The organism is Actinoplanes sp. NPDC049118 (assembly GCF_040648555.1).
In the GTDB taxonomy this organism is placed as follows: Bacteria; Actinomycetota; Actinomycetes; order Mycobacteriales; family Micromonosporaceae; genus Actinoplanes.
Genome location: NZ_JBEZDY010000025.1, coordinates 34,062 through 54,544, shown reverse-complemented (window position 1 = coordinate 54,544; position 20,483 = coordinate 34,062). Strand labels below are relative to the sequence as shown.

General features: G+C 73.2%; 16 protein-coding genes. 9 read left to right on the top strand and 7 right to left on the bottom strand.

Annotation, left to right across the window (positions count from 1 at the left end; translation table 11 throughout):
• The first annotated feature begins 97 nt into the window (after window positions 1-97).
• The 5 genes from AB0B58_RS32160 to cydC all read left to right on the top strand — a co-directional run bounded on the left by AB0B58_RS32160 (window position 98) and on the right by cydC (window position 8,980).
• Entirely contained in the window at window positions 98-2,968 is a 2,871-nt protein-coding gene (locus tag AB0B58_RS32160) for a tetratricopeptide repeat protein (RefSeq protein WP_360231265.1), read from the top strand.
• 266 nt (window positions 2,969-3,234) lie between these two features.
• A complete protein-coding gene (locus AB0B58_RS32155; protein WP_360231262.1) occupies window positions 3,235-4,629 on the top strand; it encodes a cytochrome ubiquinol oxidase subunit I in 1,395 nt (464 codons plus the stop codon).
• A gap of 9 nt (window positions 4,630-4,638) precedes the next feature.
• Window positions 4,639-5,661 (top strand): cytochrome d ubiquinol oxidase subunit II, encoded by a 1,023-nt coding sequence (gene cydB, locus AB0B58_RS32150; protein ID WP_360231259.1) that lies wholly within the window; start codon window positions 4,639-4,641, stop codon window positions 5,659-5,661.
• Window positions 5,658-7,265 carry a thiol reductant ABC exporter subunit CydD gene (cydD, locus tag AB0B58_RS32145; RefSeq protein ID WP_360231256.1) on the top strand — a complete coding sequence of 536 codons (1,608 nt, stop codon included), beginning with the start codon at window positions 5,658-5,660 and terminating at the stop codon, window positions 7,263-7,265. Before cydB ends, cydD begins: the two co-directional genes overlap by 4 nt.
• Window positions 7,262-8,980 carry a thiol reductant ABC exporter subunit CydC gene (gene cydC, locus AB0B58_RS32140; RefSeq protein ID WP_360231253.1) on the top strand — a complete coding sequence of 573 codons (1,719 nt, stop codon included), beginning with the start codon at window positions 7,262-7,264 and terminating at the stop codon, window positions 8,978-8,980. Before cydD ends, cydC begins: the two co-directional genes overlap by 4 nt.
• On the opposite strand, the gene AB0B58_RS32135 is transcribed toward cydC, so the two are convergent.
• Window positions 8,944-9,231 carry a hypothetical protein gene (locus AB0B58_RS32135; RefSeq protein ID WP_360231250.1) on the bottom strand — a complete coding sequence of 96 codons (288 nt, stop codon included), beginning with the start codon at window positions 9,229-9,231 and terminating at the stop codon, window positions 8,944-8,946. The two genes, cydC and AB0B58_RS32135, sit on opposite strands and share 37 nt — an antisense overlap.
• A 190-nt stretch (window positions 9,232-9,421) precedes the next feature.
• Between AB0B58_RS32135 and AB0B58_RS32130 the strand changes: the two genes are divergently transcribed.
• From AB0B58_RS32130 to AB0B58_RS32120, 3 genes are all read left to right on the top strand, one after another.
• Complete coding sequence (locus tag AB0B58_RS32130; RefSeq protein ID WP_360231247.1) at window positions 9,422-11,017, top strand: LPXTG cell wall anchor domain-containing protein; 1,596 nt, start codon at window positions 9,422-9,424, stop codon at window positions 11,015-11,017.
• A gap of 94 nt (window positions 11,018-11,111) precedes the next feature.
• On the top strand, window positions 11,112-11,492 hold the full coding sequence (locus AB0B58_RS32125; protein ID WP_360231244.1) for a hypothetical protein: 381 nt from the start codon (window positions 11,112-11,114) through the stop codon (window positions 11,490-11,492).
• Between the two features lie 24 nt (window positions 11,493-11,516).
• Window positions 11,517-11,936 carry a hypothetical protein gene (locus AB0B58_RS32120; RefSeq protein WP_360231241.1) on the top strand — a complete coding sequence of 140 codons (420 nt, stop codon included), beginning with the start codon at window positions 11,517-11,519 and terminating at the stop codon, window positions 11,934-11,936.
• 63 nt (window positions 11,937-11,999) lie between these two features.
• Here AB0B58_RS32120 and AB0B58_RS32115 read toward each other — a convergent pair whose 3' ends face one another.
• Genes AB0B58_RS32115 through AB0B58_RS32105 form a run of 3 tightly spaced genes read right to left on the bottom strand, consistent with a single transcriptional unit; the run spans window position 12,000 to window position 15,384 of the window.
• Complete coding sequence (locus tag AB0B58_RS32115; RefSeq protein WP_360231238.1) at window positions 12,000-12,842, bottom strand: isocitrate lyase/phosphoenolpyruvate mutase family protein; 843 nt, start codon at window positions 12,840-12,842, stop codon at window positions 12,000-12,002.
• On the bottom strand, window positions 12,839-14,149 hold the full coding sequence (locus AB0B58_RS32110; protein ID WP_360231235.1) for an MFS transporter: 1,311 nt from the start codon (window positions 14,147-14,149) through the stop codon (window positions 12,839-12,841). The genes AB0B58_RS32115 and AB0B58_RS32110 overlap by 4 nt, the downstream gene beginning before the upstream one ends.
• Window positions 14,146-15,384, bottom strand: a complete 1,239-nt coding sequence (locus tag AB0B58_RS32105; RefSeq protein ID WP_360231232.1) for an ATP-grasp domain-containing protein — start codon at window positions 15,382-15,384, stop codon at window positions 14,146-14,148. Before AB0B58_RS32105 ends, AB0B58_RS32110 begins: the two co-directional genes overlap by 4 nt.
• Window positions 15,385-15,640: 256 nt before the next feature.
• Between AB0B58_RS32105 and AB0B58_RS32100 the strand changes: the two genes are divergently transcribed.
• Entirely contained in the window at window positions 15,641-16,849 is a 1,209-nt protein-coding gene (locus AB0B58_RS32100; protein WP_360231229.1) for an ATP-grasp domain-containing protein, read from the top strand.
• Between the two features lie 35 nt (window positions 16,850-16,884).
• Here AB0B58_RS32100 and AB0B58_RS32095 read toward each other — a convergent pair whose 3' ends face one another.
• The 3 genes from AB0B58_RS32095 to AB0B58_RS32085 are packed head-to-tail and all read right to left on the bottom strand — an operon-like array spanning window position 16,885 to window position 20,479.
• On the bottom strand, window positions 16,885-18,150 hold the full coding sequence (locus AB0B58_RS32095) for a hypothetical protein (protein WP_360231226.1): 1,266 nt from the start codon (window positions 18,148-18,150) through the stop codon (window positions 16,885-16,887).
• Window positions 18,147-19,475, bottom strand: a complete 1,329-nt coding sequence (locus tag AB0B58_RS32090) for an ATP-grasp domain-containing protein (RefSeq protein ID WP_360231223.1) — start codon at window positions 19,473-19,475, stop codon at window positions 18,147-18,149. The genes AB0B58_RS32095 and AB0B58_RS32090 overlap by 4 nt, the downstream gene beginning before the upstream one ends.
• A 41-nt stretch (window positions 19,476-19,516) precedes the next feature.
• Window positions 19,517-20,479: a cysteine synthase family protein gene (locus AB0B58_RS32085; protein ID WP_360231220.1), complete on the bottom strand. Its 963-nt coding sequence runs from the start codon at window positions 20,477-20,479 to the stop codon at window positions 19,517-19,519.
• Window positions 20,480-20,483 lie beyond the last annotated feature (4 nt).

The following is a 20,483-nucleotide window of genomic DNA, read 5'->3' as shown; positions in this document are numbered from 1 at the left end:
CGTGCCAATACCGTGGTGTCCGGAAAGGAGGTCGCCGCGCGATGAGCCGACATGATTGCGTCCCGGCCGGCCGGGACGCGAACCGGGGAGCCCGCACATGACCGACCCGGCCCGGCAGGGGCGCGGCTGGGCCCTGGCCGCGATGGCGGCCGTGGCGGTCCTGCTCACCGCGGCGCTGGGTGCGGCGACCAACATCGGCACCGGCATGCTGCCCGACTGGGGGTGGGTGCACGACCCGACCCTGGTCTGGTCCATCGTGGCCGGCTCCACGGTGCTGCTGGTGTTGCTCGCGGTCGTGCAGCACCGCCTGTCGGGGACGGACGCCGCGGCCCGCTCGGGCGCGACGGTCCTTTCGGTCCTGCCGCGCCGGCCGGCCGCCAACCGGCCGGGCATGGCCTCGCTCAGGCCGCCGGAGCTGATCGACGCCGAGATCCGCGGCCGCGCCCGGCTGGTGGACCAGCTGGCCGGTTCGCACCGGTGGCGGGCCCGCGACCGGCCGCGGGTGCACGTCCTGCACGGCATGGGCGGCGCCGGGAAGACCACCGTTGCTCAGCTGCTCGCCGAGCGTCTCGGCCGTGGCGGTGCCCGCGTGTGGTGGGTGTCGGCCGCCACCGCGACCCAGCTGCAGGCCGGGATGCGGCTGCTCGCCGCCGATCTCGGCGCCTCCGATGCCGACATCCACCACGCCTGGTCCGACGCCGGCAGCGGCCCCGACCTGGTGTGGCGGCTGCTGGCCCAGCTACCGGGCCGGTGGCTGCTGATCGTCGACAACGCCGACGACAGCCGCCTGCTCGCCCCGGCCGGCGAGCCGGTCGCCGCCGGGCGGGGCTGGATCCGCCCGGTACCCCGGCGGCGCGGCATGCTGATCATCACCACCCGCGACGGGGACCCCGCCACCTGGCCCTCCCGGCAGCACCACGGCGCGGGCCACCACGACTGGTACCAGCTGCACCCGGTCGGGATGCTCACCCCCGCCGACGGCGCGCAGGTTCTGTTCAGCCACGCGGGCACCGCCGCCGGCACCCTCGACGAGACCACCGCCCTGGCCGTACGCCTCGGCTGCCTGCCCCTGGCGCTGAGCATCGCCGGTCAGACCATCGGCCAGGCGCACCGCACCGGCGTCACCGGCCCGCGATCCACGTTCGCCGGCTACCGCGCCGCGCTCGCCGCCGGCGAGGCCCCCGCGCAGAACCCGCCCGGCGGTACGCCGACCGAGGCTCAGGCCCGCCGCACCATCGACCGGACCTGGGAACTGTCGCTGGACCTGCTCGACAGCCGTGGCCTGCCCCGGGCCCGTACCCTGCTGCGGCTGCTGGCCACCTTCGCCGACGCGCCGATACCCACGAACGTGCTCGACCACGCCGTCCTCGCCGCCTCGCCCCTGCTGCCCGGCCTCACCCCCGAGGACCTCGCCGGGCTGCTGCAGGCGCTGACCGGCGTCGGCCTGCTCACCCTCGACCACGCCCCGATGGGGATGATCCTGGTGCGGCTGCATCCCCTCATCCGCGACACCAGCCGCCGTCACCTGCATGCCGCGCAGCGGGACGCCGGCTACCTCGCGCTGGCCGTCGACCTGCTGGGCGGTGCGGCCGGGGGCGCACCCGACGATCCCGTGAACTGGCCGACCTGGCAGACGCTCGCCCCGCACGCCACCCACCTGTTCGCCCAGGTCGCCGGCGAACCCGCCGCCGGCGACGAGGCGCTCGCCGCCGCCGCGTCGATGGCGCACCGCACGGCCGGCTACCTCGGCGCGGCCGGGCTGTACCTGCCCGCGCGGGAGCTGCTCGCCGCCGTGCTCCCGGTACGCCGGCGGATCCTGGGCGACGAGCACTCCGACACCCTCTCGACCCGCCGCGACCACGCGTCCTGGACCGGGGAGGCGGGTGACCCGGCGGCGGCCCGGGATCTGTTCGCCGGCCTGTTGCCGGTGGTCGAGCGGGTGCTGGGTGCCGAGCACCCCGACACCCTGACCACCCGCCGCAACCACGCGTCCTGGACCGGACAGGCCGGTGACCGGGCGGCGGCCCGGGATCTGTTCGCCGGCCTGTTGCCGGTGGTCGAGCGGGTGCTGGGTGCCGAGTACCCCGACACCCTGACCACCCGCCAGGAATACGCGCGCTGGACCGGGGAGGCGGGTGACCGGGCGGCGGCCCGGGATCTGTTCGCCGAGCTGCTGCCGACCGTCGGGCGGGTCCTGGGCGACGAGCACCCGGAGACCCTGGCCGCCCGCCACAACCACGCGCGCTGGACGGGGGACGTGGGTGACCGGGCGGCGGCCCGGGATCTGTTCGCGGCCCTGTTGCCTGTCGTGGAGCGGGTGCTGGGCGGCGAGCATCCCGGTGCCCTGGACACGCGCCACAACCACGCGTACTGGACCGGGCTGGCGGGGGACGCCAAGGCCGCGCGGGACCTGTTCGCGGCCCTGTTGCCCGTGGTCGAGCGGGTGCTGGGCGGCGAACATCCCTCCACGTTGACCGCCCGCCACAACCATGCCTACTGGATGGGGGAGGCGGGTGACGCGAAGGCCGCGCGGGATCTGTTCGCGGTTCTGCTGCCCGTCGTCGAGCGGCACCAGGGACGCGAGCACCCGGAGACCCTGGCCACCCGCCACGAACACGCGCGCTGGACGGGGGAGGCGGGTGACCCGAGAGCGGCGCAGAGGCTGTTCGCCGCCCTGCTGCCTGTCGTCGAGCGGGTGCAGGGCAGCGAGCACCCCGAGGCCCTGACGACCCGCCACGAACACGCCTACTGGACCGGGCGGGCGGGTGACCCGAATGCCGCCCGGGACCTTTTCGCCGCCCTGCTGCCCGTGCGCGGGCGGGTGCAGGGCCTCCGGCACCCCGAAACCCTGGCCACCCGCCACCAGCACCAGTACTGGACGCGGAAGTCGCCACGCCGCTGGTCACTCACCCAGCGCAACCGGCCGTCGGCGACGACCCGCGCCGGCAAAGATCACGAAACCTCGTGACACCGGCGACGACGGTCATCCGGGCGTGTGGAAGTACCGGAAGGACACTTCCCGACCTGCGGAGATCATGCACAGTGGGCGCTGCACCCCGCCGGGCCCCCGGCCGGCGACATCTGGGATGAGGCTGCCGAAGAGCCCTGCCGAGTAGGCCAGGTTCCTAGGACGCGCGCGGCGGGTCCACGGTCCTGGCGTGCCGGGACCTTCAGCCCTGAACCCGGCCTCCGGTGCCGCGCAGACTCGAGCACAGTCGTGGAAAGGACTCTCCCGTGGACGCGCTCGACCTGGCCCGATGGCAGTTCGGCATCATCACCGTCTACCACTTCTTCTTCGTGCCGATCACCATCGGGATGTCGGCGCTGGTGGCCGGGCTGCAGACCGCCTGGGTGCGCACCGGCAAGGAGCACTATCTGCGCGCCACCAAGTTCTGGGGCAAGCTCTTTCTGATCAACTTCGCGATGGGCGTGGTCACCGGCATCGTGCAGGAGTTCCAGTTCGGCATGAACTGGAGCGACTACTCGCGCTTCGTCGGCGACATCTTCGGTGCGCCGCTGGCCATCGAGGGCCTGCTGGCGTTCTTCCTCGAGTCGACGTTCCTCGGGCTGTGGATCTTCGGCTGGGACCGCCTGCCGAAGGGGCTGCACCTGGCCACGATCTGGCTCGCGTCGATCGGCACGCTGCTGTCCGCGTACTTCATCCTGGCCGCCAACTCGTGGATGCAGCACCCGGTCGGCTACGAGCTCAACGCCGAGACCGGTCGCGCCGAACTGAACAGCATCGGCGCGGTCCTGACCAACTCCACGACGCTTGTGACCTTCCCGCACACGATCACCGCCTGCTTCCTCACCGCGGGCGCGGTGCTGCTCGCCGTCAGCGCCTGGCACCTGCGCAAGCGCCACCAGGAGGAGGTCTTCCGGCCCGGCCTCAAGCTCGGCGCCTGGGTGGTGCTGGTCGCGGGCGTCGGCGTGCTCATCACCGGCGACCTGCAGGCCCGGATCATGACCGAGCAGCAGCCGATGAAGATGGCGGCGGCCGAGGCGCTCTACGAGACGACCGGGCCGGCCGGCTTCTCACTGTTCACCATCGGCTCGCTCGACGGGCGCGAGGAGGTGGCCAGCGTCCGGATCCCGTCGCTGCTCTCCTTCATGGCCACCGGCAGCCCCACCGGCGAGGTCGAGGGGATCAACGACCTGCAACAGGCGTACGCCGAGAAGTACGGCCCGGGCAACTACACGCCGTACGTGCCGGTCACGTACTGGTCGTTCCGCCTGATGATCGGCTTCGGCCTCCTCGCCATGCTGGTGGCGGCGGTGGCGCTCTGGGCCACCCGGGGCGGCCGGACCCCGGCGAGCCGCTGGCTGTGGTACGCGGCCATCTCGACAATCGCCATGCCGCTGCTCGCCAACTCCTTCGGCTGGATCTTCACGGAGATGGGCCGCCAGCCGTGGACCGTCTTCGGCGTGTTCACCACCGCCAGGAGCGGCTCGCCGTCGGTCAGCACCGCCGAGGCCGCCACCTCGCTGATCGTCCTGACCGTGCTCTACGGCGTGCTCGCGGTCGTCGAGGTCGGCCTCTTCGTCAAGTACGCCGGCGCCGGGGCGCCCGAGTTACCCCCGCCGCCGGACGAAGAGGAAGCCGACCGCCCGCTTGCCTTCGCATACTGAGAGGCCGACATGGAACTCACGACCGTCTGGTTCGCGCTGATCGCGGTGCTCTGGGCCGGCTACTTCCTGCTCGAGGGCTTCGACTTCGGCGTCGGCATCCTGCTGCCGTTCCTAGGCCGCGACGACCGCGAGCGACGGCTGCTGATCAACACCATCGGCCCGGTCTGGGACGGCAACGAGGTCTGGCTGCTGGTCGCCGGCGGCGCCACCTTCGCCGCGTTCCCGGAGTGGTACGCCACCCTGTTCTCCGGCTTCTACCTGCCGTTGCTGATCATCCTCGTGGCGCTGATCGTGCGCGGGGTCGCCTTCGAGTACCGCGGCAAGCGCGACGATGCGGTCTGGAAGCGCCGGTGGGACTACTGCATCATCGGCGGCAGCCTGGTACCGGCGCTGCTCTGGGGAGTGGCGTTCGGCAACATCGTGCGCGGGGTGCGGCTGGACGCGGACCACGAGTACGTCGGCGGCTTCCTCGACCTGCTCAACCCGTACGCGTTGCTCGGCGGGCTCACCACCCTCACGCTCTTCACTCTGCACGGTGCCGTGTTCCTCGCCCTCAAGACCGGTGGCGAGATGCGCGAGCGGGCCGGCCGGCTCGCCGCCGCGCTCGCCGTGCCGGCCCTCGTGGTCGCGGGCGGCTTCCTGCTGTGGACGGCCGTCGCCCACCCGGACTCCGCGGGCTGGATCCTGTCGGGCATCGCCGCGCTCGCCCTCGCCGGCGCCGCGGTCGCCACCCGCCTGCGCCGCGAGGGCTGGGCGTTCCTGGCCACCGGCGCGACCGTCGTGCTCGCCACGTTCTCGCTGTTCGTCACGCTCTTCCCCGACGTCATGCCGTCGACAATCGCGTCCGCGAACAGCCTCACCACCACGAACGCGGCCTCCACCCCCTACACCCTGACGGTGATGACCTGGGTGGCCGTGGTGTTCACGCCCATCGTGCTCGTCTATCAGGGCTGGACGTACTGGGTGTTCCGCAAGCGGCTCACCGTCGAACACATTCCGGTCGCGCCGGTGCGTGCGGGTGAGACCGGGTGAGACCGCTCGACCCGCGGCTGCTGCGGTACGCCCGCTCCGCCCGGGCGTACCTGGCGGTCACGGTCGGGCTCGGCGTCGCCCTCGCCGTCCTGATCGTCTGCCAGGCCACCCTGCTCGCGTACGGGATCACGGCCGTCTTCCTGCGCGGCGCCGACGCCGCGGACCTGGCGCCGTTGCTCGCGTGGCTGGCGGCCGTGGTCGCCGGGCGTTGCCTCGTGGCGTGGGCGCAGGAGGTCGCCGCCGCGCGCTGCGCGGCCGGTGTGAAGTCCGAGCTGCGCCGCCAGGTGCTCGCCCGGCTGGCCGCGCTGGGCGCGAACCGGCCGGCCCGCACCGGCGCGGCGGTCACGCTGGTTACCCGCGGGCTCGACGCGCTCGACGCGTACTTCGCGCGGTACCTGCCGCAACTGGTGCTGGCGGCGCTGGTTCCGGTGATCGTCCTGGCCCGGCTGGTGCCGGCCGACCTGGTCGCGGCCGCGACCATCGCGCTGACCCTGCCGCTGATCCCGGTCTTCATGGCCCTGATCGGCCTGCACACCGAGGCCGCGAACCGCCGCCAGTTCCGGTTGCTGGCCCGGCTGTCGCACCACTTCCTCGACGTCGTCGCCGGCCTGCCGACGCTGAAGCTGTTCGGCCGGGCCCGCGCGCAGGCCGGCACGATCCGCCGGATCAGCGCCGATCAGCGGCGGCTGACCATGCGCACCCTGCGCACGGCGTTCCTGTCGTCGCTGGTGCTGGAGCTGCTCGCCACCCTCTCGGTGGCGCTGGTCGCGGTCGGCATCGGGCTGCGGCTGGTCTCCGGGCAGCTGGACCTGACGACCGCGCTGCTCGTGCTGATCCTCGCGCCGGAGGCGTACCTGCCGCTGCGCCAGGTCGGCGCGAACTATCACGCCAGCGCCGAGGGCCTGGCGGCGGCCGCGGACGCGTTCGAGATCCTCGAGACGCCGGTGCCGTCCGCCGGAACCGCCGCGCCGCCGGCGGGCGCCCTCGCCTTCGAAGACGTCGTCGTGCGCTACCCGGGCCGGGACACCGACGCCCTGCGGCTCTCGGCGCGCATCGAACCCGGCGAGGTCGTCGCCCTCACCGGACCCAGCGGCTGCGGCAAGTCCACCGCCCTCGCGGTGCTGCTCGGCCTCGTGCAGCCGGACGCGGGCCGGGTCACCGTCGGCGGCGTACCGCTGGCGGCCGTGGACCCCGACGCGTGGCGTACCCGGATCGCCTGGGTGCCGCAGCGGCCCCACCTGTTCGCGGGCACGGTCCGCGAGAACATCGCGCTCGGTGCCGCGGGCGACGTGGCCGCTGCCGCGCGACTGGCCGGGGTGGACGGTTTCACCGACGGCGACACGCCGCTCGGCGACGACGGCGCAGGCCTCTCCGCCGGGCAGCGGCAGCGGGTCGCGCTGGCCCGGGCGTTCCTGCGCGACGCACCGATCGTGCTGCTCGACGAGCCCACCGCCAATCTCGACGCCGGCACCGCGGCGGGCATCATGGCCGCCGTGCGGCGGCTCGCGCGCGGCCGTACCGTCGTCATCGCCGCCCACCGCCCGGAGCTGATCGCGCTGGCCGACCGCGTGATCAGCCTGGCACCGGCGGCGGTCGCGGCATGAACGTCCTCGCGGTCCTGCGGCCCGCCTCTGGCCGGCTGCTGCTCGCGGTGCTCGCCGGTGCCGGCGCGGCGGGCGCGGGCATCGCGCTGATGGCCACGTCCGCCTGGCTCATCTCGCGCGCCGCGCTGCACCCGCCGGTGCTGCATCTGATGGTCGCCATCGTCGTCGTCCGCGCCTGCGGCATCGGCCGCGGCGCCCTGCGCTACCTCGAACGTCTCATCGGCCACGACGCGGCGCTGCGGATCCTCGGCGGGCTGCGGGTGCGGGTGTTCGCCCGGCTGGAGCGGCTCGCACCGGCCGGGCTGGCCGACTTCCGCCGCGCCGACCTGGTGCAGCGCCTCGTCGCCGACGTCGACGCCGTGCTGGACCTGGTCACCCGGGTGTTGCTGCCCTACGCGGTGGCCGCGCTGGTCGGGATCGGGGCGGTGGCCCTGGTCGGCACGCTGCTGCCGGCCGCCGGGCTGACGCTGGCGGCGGCCCTGACGCTTGTCGGGTTGGTCGTGCCGATGCTCCAGTCCGCCGCCGCGCGCCGCGCCGACGGCCGGCTCGCCCCGCTGCGCGGCGAGCTGGCCACGACCACCGTCGACCTGCTGCACGGCCTGCCCGACCTGATCGCGTACGGGTCGGTGGCGCGCCGCCTGGCCCGGCTCGACGAGGTGGACGCCCGGCTGCGCCGCGCGGAGGAACGCTCGGCCGCCGCCACGGGGGTCTCCGCCGCGGTGACCGCGCTCGGCACCGGCGTGTGCCTGCTCGTGGGGCTCGCCGCGGGCGCCGTGGCGGTCCGCGGCGGCCGGCTCTCCGGCGAGCTGCTCGCCGTCGTCGTGCTCACGCCGCTCGCCGTCTTCGAGACCGCGGGCACGCTGCCGGCGGCCGCACAGCGCTGGGCCGGTGCGCGGGCGGCGCTGCGCCGGCTCGCCGAGGTCTTCGCGGCGCCCGACCCGGTGACCGCCGTGCCCGACCCGGACGTGGTGCCCGCCGGCCCGTACACGCTGCGGCTGGAGAACGTGACCGCGGGCTGGGCGCCGGGCCGGACGGCGCTGCGCAACGTGGACCTGACGCTCGCACCGGGCGCCCGGGTCGCGCTGGTGGGACCGAGCGGATCGGGAAAGTCCACGATCGCGGCCCTGCTCGTCCGCTTCCTCGACCCCGGATCCGGCCGGGTCACCCTGAACGGGACGGACCTGCGGAGCCTGGATCCCGACCGGGTCCGGCGGATCGTCGGCTACCTGGGCGAGGACGCGTACCTGTTCGACACGACGATCGGCGAGAACCTGCGCATCGCCGGCCGCGACGCGTCGCCGGACGACCTGCGCGCCGCGCTGCGAACGGCAAGGCTGCTGGACTGGGTGGACTCCCTGCCGCACGGGCTCGACACCCTGGTCGGCGAGCACGGCCTGGCCCTGTCCGGTGGGCAGCGGCGGCGGCTCGCGCTGGCCCGGGCGCTGCTGGCCGGCACGCCGGTGCTGATCCTGGACGAGCCCACCGAACACCTCGACGAGGAGACGGCGGCGGCGCTGACCCGCGACCTGCTGGCGGCCGCGGGCGACCGCACGGTCCTGCTGATCACCCACCGCACGGACGGCCTGGCGGCGGTCGACGAGGTGGTCACCCTGGCCGCCGGCCGGTTCTGTCACTCCAGGGGAGACCGTCCCGCCAGCACACGAAGCCGTCGCGTCTCTTACTCCGCGGCTGAGATGACGCCCAGCGCGCCGTAGAAGTGGCGGCTGTCGCAGCTGTAACCAACACCGAAACTGGCGACCGTCTCCTCCAGGCCGACCCAGGTGACCTGCACGTGCTGCATCGCCGGCTCCCAGATCACACCCGGATGCCCGTACCACTGGCGGTCGCAGACGGGCGGCGGATCATCGATGCCGACCATCAGGTGGTCGGTGTTCGTCTCGCCGAGGTACTCGACGAACAACCCCATGGCCAGCCTGCGCACGGTCAGGACCTCCGGTGAGCTCACCATCGCAGCCTACGAAGCGGCCCATCGGCCGGAGAACCATTTTCCGGTAAGGCATCGAACACGGTTGGTGACCGTGGTGACCGTTCGTGGTCAAGGGTGGATCGGGTCCTGGCCGAACGGTGGGGTCGCCGGATGATCATCGCCAACTAGGCTCACGCGGCTTCGTCGTTCACCGGGAGGAAAAATCACCATGCGCCGCGCCCTTCACCGCCTGCTGACCGGATCGGCGGTCGCTCTCCTGGCGGCCGCGGTCGTGGCGGCACCCGGAACCCCGGCGTCGGCCGCGGATCCCGCGGTGCGTCTGCACTTCCCCGACATTTCGGTGGTCGGCAAGGACTCCAAGACCAGCGCGCTGTTCGCCTGGGTCGACGTGCCGGGCACCGCTCCGGCCGCGGTCGGCAAGGCGACCGTGAGCGTGGACACCGCGGACGTCGACGACATCGTCACCGTCGAGGCCTTCTCCGAGTTCGAGGAGTTCGACGGCGATTCCTGCGGCCGGGCCGGCACGGTGATCACGTGTGAGATCCGCGGCCCGATCGAGCTCGAGGCCGGTACGAACCTGCTGGCCCTGCTCGCGCTGTCGGTGACCGCGAAGCCCGGCGCCGCTCAGGACGCCGAGGGCAAGCTGGCCTTCACCGCGCGGTTCGACGGTGGCCCGGCGGTCACGTCGCAGTCGACGGTCAACATCGGCGAGGGCGTCGACCTGGCCGGCGTCGTCGCCAAGCCGGTCACCGTCGCGCCCGGCGCGCGCGTCGTCGCCGACCTGCGGGTGGCCAACGTCGGTACCCGGCCGGTCAAGGGCGTGGTGCTGGTGATGGTGGGCTGGGACCCGAGTCTGACCGAGGGTGGTGGCTTCAGTAACTGTACGTACGGCCTCCTCACCGTCTGCACCTTCGACGACGAGCTGGCGACCGGTACCAGCTACGAGCTGTCCACGCCGATGGGCCTGGAGATTCCGGCCGACGCCGCGGCGGGCAGCCGCGCGAGTGCGGTCGGCGGCTGGTACACCCCCTCGGACTTCAAGGAACTGATCGACCTCGCGGACGAGCTCGACGACGAGGTCCTCGGCCCGAAGGGCACCGGCGCCCCGGCCGAACTGCGCGTCGCGCCGGCGAAGAAGGGCAAGCTGGCGACCCGGAACCAGGTCGACACCGATCTCGACAACAACCTCGTGCTCAGCGAGTTCGTCGTCGGCGGCGACCGGCACCCGGACCTGGCCGCGATCGGGGCCACCGTCGCGGGGACCGCGGGGGACAAGGTGCGCACCAAGGTCGGCTTCGTGAACAACGGGCCGGGCACGCTCTACCACCGCATCTTCGACAACGTCGAATCGACGGCGCACATCCTCGTCCCGGCCGGCCTGCGGGCGACCGAGGCAGACGACGATTGCCTGGCGCTCGTCTTCGACGAGGACGTGGAGCCGGAGGGCCCGGGCAAGAACTTCGCGGGCGCCTCGGAGTACCTCTGCTTCACCGACCGTGACAAGACCGAGCCGAAGGCGTCCACCCTCTTCGACTTCACCTTCGAGGTGCGCGAGAACGCCTCCGCCGAGGCCGGCCAGGTACGGATCAACGAGGACCTCTTCAGCCTCACCGAGCCGCTCGACCGCGACGCCCGCAACGACGCCGCGAAGATCACGGTGCAGCTCTCCGGCGGCAGCGGCGCCGGCCTCCCGGTCACCGGCGCGAACGCCGGCCTGGTGGGCGCGGCCGGCGGCGCACTGCTCCTCGCGGGCGCGCTGGGCCTGCTGCTGGTGCGCCGGCGTCGCGTTCGGTTCACCGCCTGACACGCCGGTCCGGGGTCACCGGAACGCTTTCCGGTGACCCCCGACCCGGCTTGACGCATAGATGGCTTTGCCCAGGCCGGCTAGCATGCCGATCATGACGACCCTGTGGACCACCTCAGACGCGTGGGTGTTGATGACCCTGGACGGCTCGAGCGCGGCGGAGCCCGTCACGCTGGCCAGGGTGATCGCGATCGCGGACGCCCTCCAGCACGCCATCCTGAGCGAGGCCGAGTTCACCCAGGCGGCCGGCCGGCTCTCCGCGGCCGGACTCCTGGCGACCGGGGCGGGGCGATACTGGCTCACCGAGGCCGGGCAGGAAGCGCTGGACCGCAACAAGCGCGGCGGCCGGTGGCCGGACGCTCGCCTGCCCGCACTGCGGCGGCTGGGCCCGCCCAGCGGTGCCCCACTGCGGCTCGAACCGGGCGCATTCGACCGCGCGGTGGACGATTACCACCAGGAGGCCTCGCGGCGGTAGCGACGATCTTTTACGCTCACCGCCATGTATGGATATCCGGTTAACCCCGGCCCGGGCGATCGCGAACCGGGCGCCGGCTGGCAGCACCACGACGCGGCGGCCCGGGCGGCCGCGGACCCCGCGACGGACAACCCGGTCGATGCCCTGATCCGGCACAACATCACGGTGCACAACTCGCCCGCGATGCGCTTCGGGCACAACCTGCTACTGGTACTGATGGTCGGCTTCGGCATCGGCTTCGTCATCATGGGCATCTATTTCCTCGCCAGCGGCGGCGGCTGGCTGGCCGGCGGCATGCCGATCCTGGTGGGCGTGTTCCTCGCGGTGTGGGGCCCGGTCGCCCGGCGCATCATCGCCGCGGACACCGCCCGCAAGACCGCGGCCATGGAATACCAGCTCCACCAGGTCAAGACGGCGCGATTCCGCGACGGCACAGGGTTCTAGCCGGAGCGGTGTCGGTGCACGAGCGGCTGATCGCCCCCGCGCATCTCCACCATGCCGGGTCACCTACCCCTGGTGCCCGCTGACCAGTCCGTTGAGCTCGGTGAAGGTGAAGGCGTCGCTGAGCGACGGGCAGTTTCCCGCCGTGAGGAGCTCGCGGGTCGCCCGGCGCGCCACGGCGTAGGCGGCCTCGGCCAGGTAGGGGCCGAGACTGACCCGGGCGACGCCCAGTTCGGCCAGCTCGCCGACGCTGGTTCCGGCCGGGCCGGTCAGGATGTTCACCGGCGCGACGATGCCGGAGACGAGCGCCGACACCACCTCGGGACCGGCGGCGCCGATGACATAGATGCCGTCGGCTCCGGCCGCGAGGTAGGCCGAGGCGCGGGCCAGGGTCTGCGCCAGGCGGGCCTCGTCGTCGCCGACGCGGTGCAGGTAGGTGTCGATCCGGGCGTTGAGGAACATCGGCACGCCCAGGGCGTCGGCGGCCTGCCGGGCGGCGGCGATCCGGGCCGTCTGATCGTCGACCGGCCGCAGCGGGCCCCCGCCGTCGGTGCTGGAGTCCTCGAGGTTGATGCCGACCGCCCCGGCCTGCAGCACCTCCCGTACGGTGGCCGCCACGCCGGCGGGATCCGCCGCGCACCCGCTCTCGATGTCCGCGGTGACCGGGACGTCGACGGCGGCGGCGATCCGGGCGATCACCTCGATGTGCCGGTCGCGGCTGAGGTGGTTGCCGTCGGGCACGCCGAGGCTCCACGCGACGCCGGCGCTGGTGGTGGCGATGGCCGCGGCGCCGGCGTCCTCGATGACCCGGGCGCTGGCCGCGTCCCAGGCGTTCGGCAGCACCACCGGCGCGCCGGGCCGGTGCAACGAGCGGAAGGTCTGCGCCTTGGTGGTGATGGCTGCGGTCATGAGGTGGCCACCTTTGCCGGGTCGTGGTTGTCCGTCAGTTCTGCCTGGCGGGTCGAGGCGGCCCAGCGCGTGACCGGGGGCACGACCAGGCCGACCACGGCGAGCAGGGCGCCGAGCCCCACCCAGCCGACGGGGCCGACCGTCAGGATGTATCCGACCAGCAGCGGTGCGATGATCTGCTGCACGCTCAGGCCCAGCCAGAACACCGACAGGTAGGCGTTCTGCTCTCCCTCGCGGGCCAGCTCGTACGACAGGCCCCAGCCGCCGGCGGCCTGGAACAGCTCCCCGGCGGTCAGGGCGATCGTCGCCAGCAGCAGCAGCGCGATCGCGGCGAGCTGCGGCACCGGCGGCACCAGCGCGAGCAGCGCGCAGCACACGCCGAGCGCGAAGCCGGCCTGGCGCATCCGGCTCGCCGCCCCGGTCAGGGTCTCCGAGCCGCGGCTTGCGCGCACCTGGAACGCCACCGCGAGGACGGTGTTGACCGCGAACAGCGGCGCGATGAGGGTGCGGGGGGTGTGCGGCTGGGCCGCGATCCACAGCGGTATGCCGACGCCGAGCAGCGTCATGTGCATGGTCAGCAGCGCGTTGAGGACGGAGAGGGTCAGGTAGGGGCGGTCCCGCAGCGCCCGCAGGGAGATCTTGCGGCGTAGCTCCTGCCCCTCCGGGGCGGGCCGCAGTTCGAGCCGGCCGACGATGACCGCGGTGACGATGAACGAGGCGCCGTTCGCCAGCAGCACGGCCACATAGGCGGGCCGCGCGTCCACTGCGAGCGCCGCGCTGCCCATCAGCGCGCCGAGGGTGAAGCCGGCGTTGCGCAGGGTCCGGATGATCGCCATGGTGCCGACCCGGTCGGAGTCCTCGACGGCCCGGCCGACCAGGGCCTGGGTCAGCGGTGCCGCCGTCTTGTCGACCAGGCCGAGCAGGCACATCACGATGATGAAGCCGGTGAAGCCCTGCACGAAGGGCAGCACGCCGAAGCAGGCGGCGCGCCAGAAGCTGACGATCACCAGGATGCGGCGGGCACCGTACCGGTCGGCGAGCACGCCGACCGGGATCGCCGTGGCCAGCCCGACCGCGGCGGACAGGGAGAGGCCGAAGGCGACCGCGCCGACGGTCAGGCCGATCGAGCGGGTGAAGTAGATGGCCGAGACGGACAGGAACGCGCCGGTGCCGATCGAGTCCACGAGCGAGAAGACGGCGAGCCGGCGCCCGGCGCGGCCCTTCGGCACCATGGCGGCCAGCCAGGCCATGAGGCCACGACGGGCGCGCGGCTCCCGGTCGGGCCCGGCGTTTGTCGGCGCGCTCATCGGGTGACGATCCGGATGGTGCCGGCGGCGGCCTGCGCGCGGGAGTCGGCCTGCGCGCCGTCGTCCCCGGTGGCTATGACGTAGCCGTGCCGGTCGAGGGAGCTGCGCCACACCCGGGCGACGGCGCCCGCCGCAACGCCCACCCGCAGCTCGCGTACGCCGGGCAGTTCGCGGGCCTGCTCCTCCCCGTCGATGCGCTCGACCACGCCGGGCGCCGCGGAGAGGAACCGGATGGCGGCGCCGCCGCTCGGTCCGGCCGGTAGCGGCGGCGGCGAGCCCGCGAGCAGCTCGATCAGCGCCAGCCGCAGGCGGGTGCCGTAGGACAGGTCGATCAGGTCGACGATGCGGTCGCCCGGGCTGCGGCCCGCGCACTCGATGAGCGCGGGGCCGTCGTCGGTGAGGATCCACTCCGCGTGCAGGATGCCGGTGCCGAACTCGGTGGCCGCGACGAGTGCGCGCATCGCCTCGCCGAACGCGGCGCGGGTCGACGCCGGCAGCGGCGCGGGTGCCACGTGACCGATCTCGACCGGATGCACGCCGGCGATGACCGACTTCGCGGTGACGTTCTCGAAGACGATCCGCCCGTCGCGCACCAGCGCCTCGACGCTGTACTCCGGTCCGATCAGCCGCTCCTCGACGAGGTAGCGCCAGGACAGCGGCCGGTCCGGCAGGACGAGCGGCTCGGCGTCCGCGGTCATCGACAGCCAGGCCGCCTCGGCCTCGGCCGGTCCGGCCCGGTCCAGCAGGTGTACGCCGACGCTGGCCTGCCGGTTGGCGGGCTTGACCACGACCCGGCGGTCGCCGGCGAAGTCCACGATGTCCTGTGGCCCGTGCACCTCGCGCCAGGCCGGGTTGCGGATCCCACCGCGCGCCGCCGCCTCGCGCAGGCGCAGCTTGTCGCGCAGCACGGCCGCGGCCGTCTCGCCCGCACCGGGCAGGCCGAGCTTCGCGGCGAGTGCCGCGGCGGCCGGCACCGAGTACTCCAGCGCCGGAAGGACGGCCTGCACCGGCCACCGGCCGGCGATGTCGGCCGCCATGTCGAGGAACTCCGTCGTCTGCTGGTGCACCGCGGGCACCAGCTCGGCCACGCAGGGCAGGTCGGCCAGCTTGCCGGACAGCTCGCGCTTGCGGATGACGTCCGGCTCTTCCAGGACGATGATGCTGCGTGGTGGAATCATGTCGGTGACGGCGTGGAGGAACGCCTCCCCGAAGCCGACCATGAGGACGTTGGTCATAGCGACCCTCCGGAATGTGTCGAGCGGAACGAATTGTTCATGCGCCGTCGATAATTCGTCGATACAGGGTATGAGCCGCACGTCCGCCAGTTGGCGCCGGTGAATGTATCAGATGGACGCGCGGCAATGTTTCTCTACGATGGACTACCGTGGCGACAGGCGGGTGTGGTGCTCGCCGCCGCGACCCGCCTCACCGGTGCGTTCACCCAAGTGGCGGGGCACGACCGGTCGACTCGCAGGCGAACAGGAAATCAACGTGTCGGGTAACAGACTCCTCATGCTCATGCCGTACCAGCAGTTCGTCCGTAAGGCCATGGCCCAGGGCTTTCGGGTCTATTCGATCTGGGATCCGACATACGAGTCGGCCGACTATCTCAAGGAGGTCGAGGCCCTCTCCGAGGAGTTTCTCCTCACCGACTTCAGCGACGTCGCGGCGCTGCGCCGGCTGGTCGCCGAGACGGCCGCCCGCCACGGCGTGGATCACGTCCTGCACCTCGGCCGGGAGGACACCCAGTTCCCGGTCTGCGAGGAGGCACACGCGCTCGGCCTGGCGCTGAACCCGCCCGGTGCGCTGCGGTCCATCAACGACAAGGCCGAGATGCGCCGGCTGCTCCACGACCGCGGGCTGTCGCCGATGCGGACGGTCGCCGTGCCGTCGCCGGCGGGGGTGCGGGCGGCGCTCGACGGGTTCGACCTGCCGGTCGTGGTGAAGCCAACCGGGCTCGACGGCAGCCGGGCGGTGCGCCTGCTCCGCGACGCCGAGGAGCTGTCGGCGTGGACGGCGGAGCTGGCCCGCTACGGCTACGACGGGCCGGTGCTCGTCGAGGAGCAGCTGCGCGGGCCGGAATTCAGCGTCGAGGCGCTCACCGTGGCGGGGCGGCACCACATCATCGGCATCACCGCCAAGCGGCTGCTGCCGTCCGCGGAGTTCGTGGAGGCCGGCCACCTGCACCCCGCACCGCTGCCGGCGGAGCAGCGCGAGGCCATGACCGCGCTGGTGGTCGCGCTGCTGGACGGGGCCGGCTACCGGTTCGGGCCGTCGCACACCGAGATCATCCTGACGCGGCAGGGGCCGCGCGTCGTGGAGTCGCAGACCCGGATCGGCGGCGACCGCATCCCGCTGCTCGTGGAGGTGGCCACCGGTTTCGACGTGGAGTCCGCGATCTTCGAGGCGCTGCGCGGTGCGGAGGTCACACCGGTGGTCGCGAACCGGCTGGCCAGCGTGGAGTTCTTCGACATCGGCGCGGGACGGCTGGAGTCGGTCGACGGGCTCGACGAGATCCGGGCGCTGCCGTTCGTGCACGCGCTGACGTTCAAGTACGAGCCGGGCGACGTGGTTCCGACGGTGACCGACTCGGGCAGCCGGCACGGGCACGTCGTCGTGGATGCCGACTCGCCGGAGCAGGCGAGCGAGCGGATCGCCACCGTGCTGGGCCTGCTGCGCACGGTGGTACGCCCGGAGTAGTCCCGGTGCCGGGGCGCCGCGGCGCCCCGGCAGCGTCACCCGCCGGCGGGCACGATCCGCGTCTGCGCCTCGAAACGCGCACCGAGGTCACGCAGCCGGCTCTCACACTCGGCCCGCGACGGCGCGGAACCGACCACGGCGGTGAGGAAGTCCGAGGAGCCGCTGGCGCTCGGTACCAGCTCGCCCGGCCGCGCGTAGAGCCAGAACCCCCGCACCCAGGCCTGCTCGGGCGCGGCCGGCACGGAACGCACCAGGCCGGGACGCTTCATCATCAGCAGCTGGCCGGACATCTCGCGGGGCCGGGGCCGGGCTCCGCGTGCGCCGTCGGCGGGCGCGGGCAGCGGAAGGCCGAGCTGGGCCCGGGTGGCGAGCTCGCCGAGGTTGGCGCCGAACAGGACCTCGAAGACCTCCCGTACCTTCGCCCCGGCCGGCCGGACGGCTATCTCGCACAGCACCAGCCGGTCGTCCGGGGTATGGAAGATCTCCGCGTGGAAGGCGTGCTCGCGCAACCGGGTGCCGGCGGGCTTCAGGGCCGCAAGGATCCGGTCGGTCAGCTCCAGCAGCCGGTCGGTGAGCGGGTCGTCCGGGTCCAGCGTCAGGTCCACCCGGGCGCCCGGGTCCTCGCCGTAGGAGGCCAGGTCGTACTGGTACTGCGACGGCCAGGCCAGCACCGTGCGGCCGTCGGCGACGAGCCCGTCGACGTGGCACATCCGGCCCGGCACGAACCCCTCCAGCAGGACCTCCGGTTCGCCGGGTGCGGCGAACGCCGCGGCGAGACAGTCCCGCAGGGCGTCCGCGTCGGGCAGGATGCGCAGCCCGATCGAGGAGAAGCCGGCGCGGGCCTTGGCGACCAGGGGAAAACCCTGCCGGGCCGCGAACGACCGGGCCTGTTCGGGGGTACGGGCCAGCACGTGCGCCGCGGTCTCGATGCCGGCCTGCCGGGCGCGCCGCTTCATCAGTACCTTGTCGCGGAACGCCGCCACGTCGGCGGGCCACGCCCCGGGCAGGTCGAGGTGTTCCCTGAGCCGCGCGGCCGTCTCCACGTCGCCCTCGTGGTGGGCGATCACGTGGGTGACGGCGAACTTCCGCGCCAGGTCGAGGCCCCGCTCGAAGGCAAGGCCCTCGAAGTCGTCCAGCACCTCCAGGTGCGCGTACCCGAGGTTGCCGTCGGGCAACCGCTCCCCGGAGGACTCGATCTTCTCCCGGTCGGCGACGACGACGATGTCGCCGTCGTAGTCGGCGAGCCACTTCAGATAGGGGAACGGCTCGAACGGGAAGCGGTGGAGCAGGAGCACGCTCATCGCTCGGCCGTCGCCGTCAGCGCGGCCGGAACCGGCACCTCGGCCGGCCCGGCGACCTCTGCCGGGTAGGCGCGGCCGGGCCGGCCGTCGGCGGTCACCAGCCGGATGTCGATGCTGTCGCGGATGAGCCGCGCACCCCGCTCGATGGCGTCCGTGGTGTCCGACCCGGTGACGGCGACCAGGCCGAGCCGGTCCCAGTTGTCGCGCAGCGCGCGCACGGTGTCGCCCGGTGCCGCGGTGATCTGCACGGCCAGCACGCCCTCCTGTGCGGCGGCGGCCTCGGCGCCGCTGACGGACGTCACCCGCCCCGGCTCGCCGATCACGGTGCGGGTGCTCGCGCCGGCGTGCGCCACCGGCCGGTCGGGAAGCTCGTCGACCAGCCGGAACGGCCAGCCGACGGCGAGCGTGGTCAGGTCGATGCCGTACGCGCCCGCCACGAGGTCGGAGATGGCGTCACCGCCCAGCCGGTTGTGGCTCTCGATGATCCGCGGCCCGGAGGGGTCGATGCGGAGCTCGGTGTGGCACACCCCGTCGGCGAAGCCCATCAGGTCGAGGAAGCGGCTCACCCGGTCGCGCACCTGCTCCCGCACCGCCTCGGGCAGCCGGGCCGGCAGCGCGTGTCCCAGCTCGGCGAAGTGGCCGACCTCGGTGAACTTCTCGGTGATCGCCACGACCACGTGGCGGCCGGCGAAGCTGAAGGACTCGACGCTGTACTCCGGACCGTCGACGTACTCCTCCATCATGAAGTCCTGCAGCAGGTACATCGTCGAGATCCGGTCGGTCCGGGTGCCGCGCAGGCCCTGCACGTGCGCCCACACCCGGTCGATGTCGCCCGGGCCGTCGACGGAGCACACGCCGACGCTGGCGGTGGCGTCGATGGGCTTGACGATGAACGGATATCCGTGGCGCGCGCCGAACTCCGTCAGGTCCGCGCGTTCGCGCAGCAGCGCCGCGCCGACCGCCAGCGGGTCACGCTCGGCGAGGTGGCGGCGCATGGCCCACTTGTCGCGGATCCGGTGGGTCACCTCGTAGCCGGTGCCGCCGAGCGAGAACATGTCGTTGAGCCGGCCCGCGGGCTCCAGCCCCGGCTCGGTGAGCGACACGACGGCCGCGAACCCGGGGAACCGGTACAGGTCCCGGGCCGCCGCCTCGACCAGCGCCCACTCCGTGAAGTCCACGACGCGGACGATGTCCGCGAGCTGTCGCTGCTCCTCGGTGATCTTGTCCGGATGCTGCAGCAGCAGCACGTTCAGGCCGAGCTTCCTGGCCTGCACCAGGGCCTCGTCGCGGCCGCCGATGAGCAGCAACGTCCTCTCCGGGTTCATCACCTGCTCCTCACGTTGGTTGGGAACTGCAGTGGTGCCCATCAGCGGTCCGCCTCCGTCCAGACGCTCAGGTACCGCTCGCCGGTGTCGGGCAGCACGACGACGATCGTGGCGTCCTCGCCGCCCGGCCGCCGGGCCACCCGCAGCGCGGCGTGCACCGCGGCGCCGGACGAGATGCCGGCGAGGACGCCGACCCGGCGGGCCAGCCAGCCCGCGGTCGCCATGGCCTCGTCGTCGGTGACGGTCAGCACCTCGTCGATCAGGTCGACGTCGGTGGTGTCCGCGATGAAACCGCCGTTCATCCCGGGGATCGCGTGCGTCCCCGCCTCGCCCCCCGACAGCAGCGGCGAGGCGGCCGGCTCGACCGCGACCGCGCGGACGGCCGGATTGCGCTGCTTCAGGAACGCCGCGGTGCCGCTGAGCGTGGCGCCGGTGCCGACCCCGCACACCAGGGTGTCCACCCGGCCCGCGGTGTCCGCCCAGATCTCCGGACCGGTGCCCTCGAAGTGCGCGCGCACGTTGTCGGCGTTCGCGTGTTGCCGGGCGAACCAGGACCCCGGCGTCTGCCGGCAGAGCTCCTCGGCGCGGTCGACGGCGCCCTGATAACGCTGTTCGCGGGGGGTCAGCACGACCTGCGCCCCCAGCGCCCGCAGCAGCCGGATGCGCTCGGTGGTGGCGCTGTCCGGCATCACGATCACGCACCGGTAGCCGCGGTTGGCCGACAGTGCGGTCAGGGCGATACCGGTGTTGCCCGACGTCGCCTCGATGACGGTGCCGCCGGGCAGCAGCTGTCCGGCGGCCTCGGCGGCCCGCATCATCCACAGCGCCGCCCGGTCCTTGACGCTGGCGAGCGGATTGGCCGATTCGAGCTTCGCCAGCAGCCGTACGCCCGGAGGCGCACCGTCGACGGGCAGCCGGAGCAGCGGGGTGCCGCCGATCAGATCCTCGATGGAGTCGGCGATGCGGGGGCGGAGGATCTCCGCGGTGGACGTCTGGACGGGCATGGTC